The sequence below is a fragment of the Mesorhizobium sp. M7A.F.Ca.CA.001.08.2.1 genome (assembly GCF_003998455.1).
In the GTDB taxonomy this organism is placed as follows: domain Bacteria; phylum Pseudomonadota; class Alphaproteobacteria; order Rhizobiales; family Rhizobiaceae; genus Mesorhizobium; species Mesorhizobium ciceri.
The window spans coordinates 1-5,623 of sequence record NZ_RZPW01000405.1; the positions used below are offsets into that span (position 1 = coordinate 1).

The following is a 5,623-nucleotide window of genomic DNA, read 5'->3' on the forward strand; positions in this document are numbered from 1 at the left end:
CGGTGTTGGCGTCCCCGGCGCGCTGCTCGAATTCTGGCAGGCCAATGCCGGCGGCCGCTACCGCCACAAGAAGGACGGCTATCTGGCGCCGCTCGACCCGAACTTTGGCGGCTGCGGGCGCGCCATAACAGGCGAGGATGGCGGCTACGCCTTTCGCACTGTCAAGCCCGGCCCCTATCCCTGGCCGAACGGGCCGAACGACTGGCGGCCCTCGCACATCCATTTCTCGGTCTTCGGCCACGGCTTTGCGCAGCGGCTGATCACGCAGATGTATTTCGAGGGTGATCCGCTGATCTGGCACTGCCCGATCGTGCGCGGCATCCCCGACAAGGCCGCCGTCGAAACGCTGATCGCCACGCTCGACATGCAGGCGACGATCCCCTTCGACGCGCGCGCCTACAAGTTCGACATCGTGCTGCGCGGGCGCCGCGCGTCGCTGTTCGAAAACAGGCTGGAGGGCAATTGATGGCCCAGTCGCTCGACCGGCTCAGGGAAAGCCCCTCGCAGACCGCCGGACCTTATGTCCATATCGGGCTGACGCCCAATTTCTGCGGCATCGGCGGCGTCTATGCGACCGACCTTGGTGCGACCATGGTCAACGACAAGACCAAGGGGGAGCGCATCGGCCTGCGCATCCGGGTGCTCGACGGTACCGGCACGCCGCTCAAGGATGCGCTGATCGAGATCTGGCAGGCAGATGCGGATGGGCTCTACAATTCGCCGGCTGAACTGCGCGGCGCGGCCGATCCGAACTTTTTCGGCTGGGGCCGTTGCCCGACCGACATGGACACCGGTCTGTGCACGTTCGAGACGATCAAGCCGGGCCGCGTGCCGTTCAGGGACGGAAGCCTGATGGCCCCGCACATCACCCTCTGGATCGTCGCGCGCGGTATCAATCTCGGCCTGCACACACGCCTGTATTTTTCCGATGAGGAAAAGGCCAATGCCGGGGATGCGATCCTGGCGCACATCGAGCACCGCGTCCGCGTGCCGACGCTGATCGCCGAGCGCAACGGCGATATTTATGTTTTCGACATCCATCTCCAGGGGGAGAAGGAAACGGTCTTCTTCGACAGCTGATGGTCAGGAGGAGCAGGATATGACCGTATCGCCCTTCGACCATCCACTGCTCTCCGCTCTTCTCGGCGACGAGGAGGCGAACCGGCATTTTTCCGTCGAGGCGGAAATCGAGGCGATGCTTGCCTTCGAGCGGGCGCTGGCGCAAGCGGAAGCTGAAAACGGGATTATCACCAAGGATGATGCCGCCGCGATCGTGGCCGCACTTGCCACATTCCGGCCCGACACCGCCTTGCTGCGGGCTGCCGTCGCCAAAGACGGCGTCATTGTGCCGGAACTGGTACGCCAGATCAGGGCGGCGGTCAGCGAACCGCATGGCGATAAAGTGCATTTCGGCGCAACCAGCCAGGATGTCCTCGATACCGGCCTGGTGTTTCGGCTGAAGTCCATCGTCGAGCATCTCGGCCTGCTCCTGACCGAGACCATTATACGGCTCGTCTCGCTCGGAGAGCGGTTTGGCGGCAGGGCGCTGACGGGAATGACGCGCATGCAGCCAGCCATTCCGATCAAAGTGGCCGATCGCGTCAGGACGTGGCGGGCGCCACTGCAACGGCATCAGGAAAGATTGTCGGAACAGTCGAGGCGTCTGCTGGTTGTGCAGTTCGGCGGTGCCGCCGGCACGCTGGAAAAGCTGGGCGACAAAGGTCCGGCGGTGCGCGCAGCACTGGCCGCAAAGCTCGGCCTTGGCGACGCACCGCATTGGCAGAACCAGCGTGACGCACTCGCCGATTTCGCCGGCCTGATGTCGCTGCTATCAGGCAGCCTCGGCAAATTCGGCCAGGACATCGCGCTGATGGCGCAAGGTGGAACCGAGATCGAGCTTTCCGGCGGCGGCGGCTCTTCGGCCATGCCGCACAAGCAGAACCCGGTGAAGGCCGAAGCGCTGGTGGCGCTTGCCCGCTTCAACGCCACGCAGCTTGCGGGCATGCATCACGCGCTCGTGCATGAGCAGGAGCGCTCGGGCGCTGCCTGGACGCTGGAATGGCTATTGCTGCCGCAAATGGTCATCGCGACGGCCGCGTCGCTCCGCCTTGCCGCTGAGCTGGCCGCACAGGTCGAAAGTCTCGGCCACTGATGCGCACGCAAATCGTCATCGTCGGGTCCGGACCGTCCGGCCTGCTGCTTGGGCAGCTTCTGGCCGGCATCGGCGTCGAGACGGTCATTCTGGAACGCGCGAGCCGCGAGCACGTGCTTGGCCGAGTGCGGGCAGGGGTGCTCGAACAGGGCACCGTCGAATTGCTGGAACAGGCCGGCGCGGCGGCAAGGCTGCACGCGGAAGGACTGCCGCATTCCGGCATCTCGCTCGCCTTCGACGGACGCCTGCACCGCATCGACCTCGAGGCACTGACCGGCGGCAGGCATGTCACCGTCTATGGCCAGACCGAGGTGACGCACGATTTGATGGACAAGCGCGATGCGGAGGGACTGACCACGATCTACGAGGCGGCAAATGTCGCGTTGCACGATTTCGACGGCGCCGCACCTTTCGCGACCTATGACAAGGACGGGGTCACGCATCGCATCGATTGCGACTTCATTGCCGGCTGTGACGGCTATCACGGCGTCAGCCGCAAATCGGTGCCCGAGCGTGCGCTGAAAATCTTCGAGCGGCAGTATCCGTTCGGCTGGCTCGGCGTGCTGGCCGAAGTGCCGCCGGCCGATCACGAACTGGTCTACGCCAATCATGAAAGGGGGTTTGCCCTGTGCTCGATGCGCTCGACGCACCGCAGCCGTTACTATGTGCAGTGCCCCGAGGGCGACCGTGTCGAGGCGTGGTCGGATGAGCGCTTCTGGGACGAGCTGCGCCGCCGCTTGCCCGAGCAGACGGCGGCAAGCGTCGTCACCGGCCCATCCTTCGAGAAATCGATCGCGCCACTGCGCTCCTTCGTTGCCGAGCCGATGCGCTTCTGCCGGCTGTTCCTGGTCGGCGACGCCGCCCACATCGTGCCGCCGACCGGCGCCAAGGGTCTGAACCTCGCTGCCAGCGACGTGCGCTATCTCTTCTCGGGTTTGTGCGACTTCTATCGCGACAAATCCGCGGCTGGCATCGACTGCTATTCGCAAAAGGCGCTGGCACGGGTCTGGAAGGCGGTTCGCTTTTCCTGGTGGATGACGACGATGCTGCATCGTTTTCCCGACACCGGCGAGTTCGGCCAGCGCATCCAGGAGGCCGAGCTCGACTATCTCGTGCAGTCGCGTGCCGCATCGACCGCGCTCGCGGAAAACTATGTCGGCCTGCCCTATTGAGGGCTGCGGATCATCCGGCGCCTTGCTGCCTGGCAAAATCCAAAAGCATCGGGCGCTGCCCCTTGAGGATTTTCACCTCGGCCTCGGGCAAGGTGAACCAGCCCGCTCTGTCGACCTCCGGGAACTCCTTCAGGGATCCTGACCTTGGCGGCCATTCCATGGTGAAAATGTTGCTCTTGATGGCGGCCACGTCGATGTCGATGGTCGCCTCGACAGACCAGGCCGAGACGATCTTGCCACCGGGTTGTTTGTAGTCGCCAAGCCGCGCGAAGGTGCCGTCGACCCTGACGCCGAGCTCTTCCTCGGTCTCGCGTTGCGCTGCCGTCAACTCATCCTCGTCCTCGCCGACGAGGCCCTTTGGGATCGACCACGCACCGTCGTCCCTTCTTCGCCCAGAACGGTCCGCCCGGGTGAACCAGCAACACCCTGAGATCGCCATCGCTGCGGCGATAGATCAGCAATCCCGCACTGCGTTTTGCCATTTTTGTACGTCCATTTGCGAAGCCGGCAGCCTGCCGATGGTCCTTGAATCGTTGATGCGAACCTTGCACTAGGGGATTGCGACGCTATGTCAGGCGCGTCTGCATTGCACCTCGGTCGCGAGTCCGGCAATCTGATACCATCGCTTATTTGGCGGCTCGAAGGCTAGGTGACGATGCAACTCGGTCTTATTGGCTACTATAGCGACTTCGTGGTGTATCCGCTGGTGATCGCCGTGCTGACAGTGGCCGGGCTGCTCGAGGCTGGCGAAGAGAGTGCGCCAGGCTGGATCGGCACTGTCCTCGCCTGTCTCGGCCTCTGGACGCTGATCGAGTATGTGCTGCACAGGTTCGCTCTTCACCATATTCCTTACGTCAAGGACCTGCACGACCGTCACCATGTCGAGGAACGCAGTTCTGTGGGCACGCCAACCTGGCTCAGTCTCGGCGTGCATGCGCTGGTCGCGTTTGTGCCCGTTTGGGTGGTCTCAGATTTCGCCACCGCGAGCGCGGTGAGCTGCGGGTTGATGCTGGGATATCTGTGGTACATCAGCATCCACCACATGATCCATCACTGGCACCCGGCGCATCCGAGCTATCTCTACACGCTCAAGCGCCGTCATGCGGTGCATCACCACATCGACGAAACGGCCAATTTCGGTGTGACTTCGGCATTCTGGGATCGCGTTTTCGGCACGGCGCAGCTCTGAAGTCCTCAGTCCTCGCCGTTCAGCGCCTCTTTCCGCGACCGCCGGAAGTCTTGGCTCCGCGAGGCCCGCTCTGGACCGGCGTGTTGTTCTGGTTCTCGTCGGACAGTTTTCGCCAGCGGGCAAGGCGCTCCGGGTCGAGCGTCCCCGCCTTCAAGGCAGCCTGAACCGCGCAACCCGGCTCGTGCACATGCGTGCAGTCGCGGAACTTGCAGAGCGGTGCAAGCTCGGTGATTTCGGCAAACAGCGTGTCGATGCCGTAGCCGACATCGCTGACCTGCAGCGTCCGCATGCCCGGCGTGTCGATCACCCAGCCACCGCCGGCGATTGAATGCAGCGATCGCGACGTGGTGGTGTGGCGTCCCTTGGAATCGTGCTCGCGGATGCCCCCGGTCTGTTGCGGCGATTGCTGCGCCGATCCGGCCAGCGTGTTGACCAGCGTCGATTTGCCGACGCCGGAGGAGCCGATCAGCGCCACCGTCTGGCCGACACCGCACCAGGCAGCCAGGACGGTTGCCGCATCCGATGTGCGGGGGTTCAGCATCACCACCGGCAATCCACGCTGCAACGCCGCAGCTTGCTTCTGGTAGGTCTCGGCGTCTTCAGCGGTATCGGCCTTGGTCAGCAGGATCACCGGCGTCGTTCCGGCCTCGTTGGCCAGCGCCAGATAGCGCTCGAGCCGGGCGGGATTGAAGTCGGCATTGCACGAGGTGACGATGAACAGCGTATCGACATTGGCCGCGGCAAGCTGCGGCACCCTGCCGCCGCCCTGGGTGCGGCGTTCCAGCACCGTCTTGCGGGTCAGGCGGCGCTTCACAAGGTGTTCATGCCCATCGACCAGCACCCAGTCTCCGACGGCATAGTCACCGGTGTTTGCCTGCGCCGCCAGCGTCAGATCGACCGGCCCTGCCTGGGACAGGCCGGTCAGGCGATCGCGGTGGACGGTGGCGATCCGCGTCGGGACAAGATTGGCTTCGCCGGGCTCGAGCTGGTCGCCGAAAAATTCGGTCCAGCCCAGGCTGGCGAGCGATGGCGTGGAGTGATCCGTCACGGCTTTGACCACGGCGTCACGGACATTGGACGGTATCCCTGGCAGGGGGGGCGAACGGGGTG

General features: G+C 64.2%; 5 protein-coding genes and 2 pseudogenes. 5 read left to right on the plus strand and 2 right to left on the minus strand.

Features of this window, described 5'->3' with window-relative positions; all coding sequences use genetic code 11:
* From EN914_RS22005 to pobA, 4 genes and pseudogenes are all read left to right on the plus strand, one after another.
* Nucleotides 1-466, plus strand: a pseudogene (locus EN914_RS22005) (protocatechuate 3,4-dioxygenase subunit beta); the annotation flags it as partial.
* Nucleotides 466-1,080 (plus strand): protocatechuate 3,4-dioxygenase subunit alpha, encoded by a 615-nt coding sequence (gene pcaG / locus EN914_RS22010; RefSeq protein ID WP_127218885.1) that lies wholly within the window; start codon nucleotides 466-468, stop codon nucleotides 1,078-1,080. The pseudogene EN914_RS22005 and the gene pcaG, both read left to right, overlap by 1 nt.
* A 19-nt stretch (nucleotides 1,081-1,099) precedes the next feature.
* Nucleotides 1,100-2,152 carry a 3-carboxy-cis,cis-muconate cycloisomerase gene (locus EN914_RS22015; protein ID WP_024502551.1) on the plus strand — a complete coding sequence of 351 codons (1,053 nt, stop codon included), beginning with the start codon at nucleotides 1,100-1,102 and terminating at the stop codon, nucleotides 2,150-2,152.
* Nucleotides 2,152-3,324 (plus strand): 4-hydroxybenzoate 3-monooxygenase, encoded by a 1,173-nt coding sequence (pobA, locus tag EN914_RS22020; protein ID WP_024502552.1) that lies wholly within the window; start codon nucleotides 2,152-2,154, stop codon nucleotides 3,322-3,324. The genes EN914_RS22015 and pobA overlap by 1 nt, the downstream gene beginning before the upstream one ends.
* A 10-nt stretch (nucleotides 3,325-3,334) precedes the next feature.
* On the opposite strand, the pseudogene EN914_RS22025 reads toward pobA, so the two are convergent.
* Nucleotides 3,335-3,806, minus strand: a pseudogene (locus EN914_RS22025) (NUDIX domain-containing protein).
* Between the two features lie 173 nt (nucleotides 3,807-3,979).
* On the opposite strand from EN914_RS22025, the gene EN914_RS22030 reads away from it, so the two are divergent.
* Nucleotides 3,980-4,513 carry a sterol desaturase family protein gene (locus tag EN914_RS22030; protein WP_024502553.1) on the plus strand — a complete coding sequence of 178 codons (534 nt, stop codon included), beginning with the start codon at nucleotides 3,980-3,982 and terminating at the stop codon, nucleotides 4,511-4,513.
* A 19-nt stretch (nucleotides 4,514-4,532) separates the two neighbouring features.
* On the opposite strand, the gene rsgA is transcribed toward EN914_RS22030, so the two are convergent.
* The gene (rsgA, locus tag EN914_RS22035; protein WP_024502554.1) at nucleotides 4,533-5,573 is read right to left on the minus strand and encodes a ribosome small subunit-dependent GTPase A; all 1,041 of its coding nucleotides are present in this window, start codon (nucleotides 5,571-5,573) and stop codon (nucleotides 4,533-4,535) included.
* Nucleotides 5,574-5,623 lie beyond the last annotated feature (50 nt).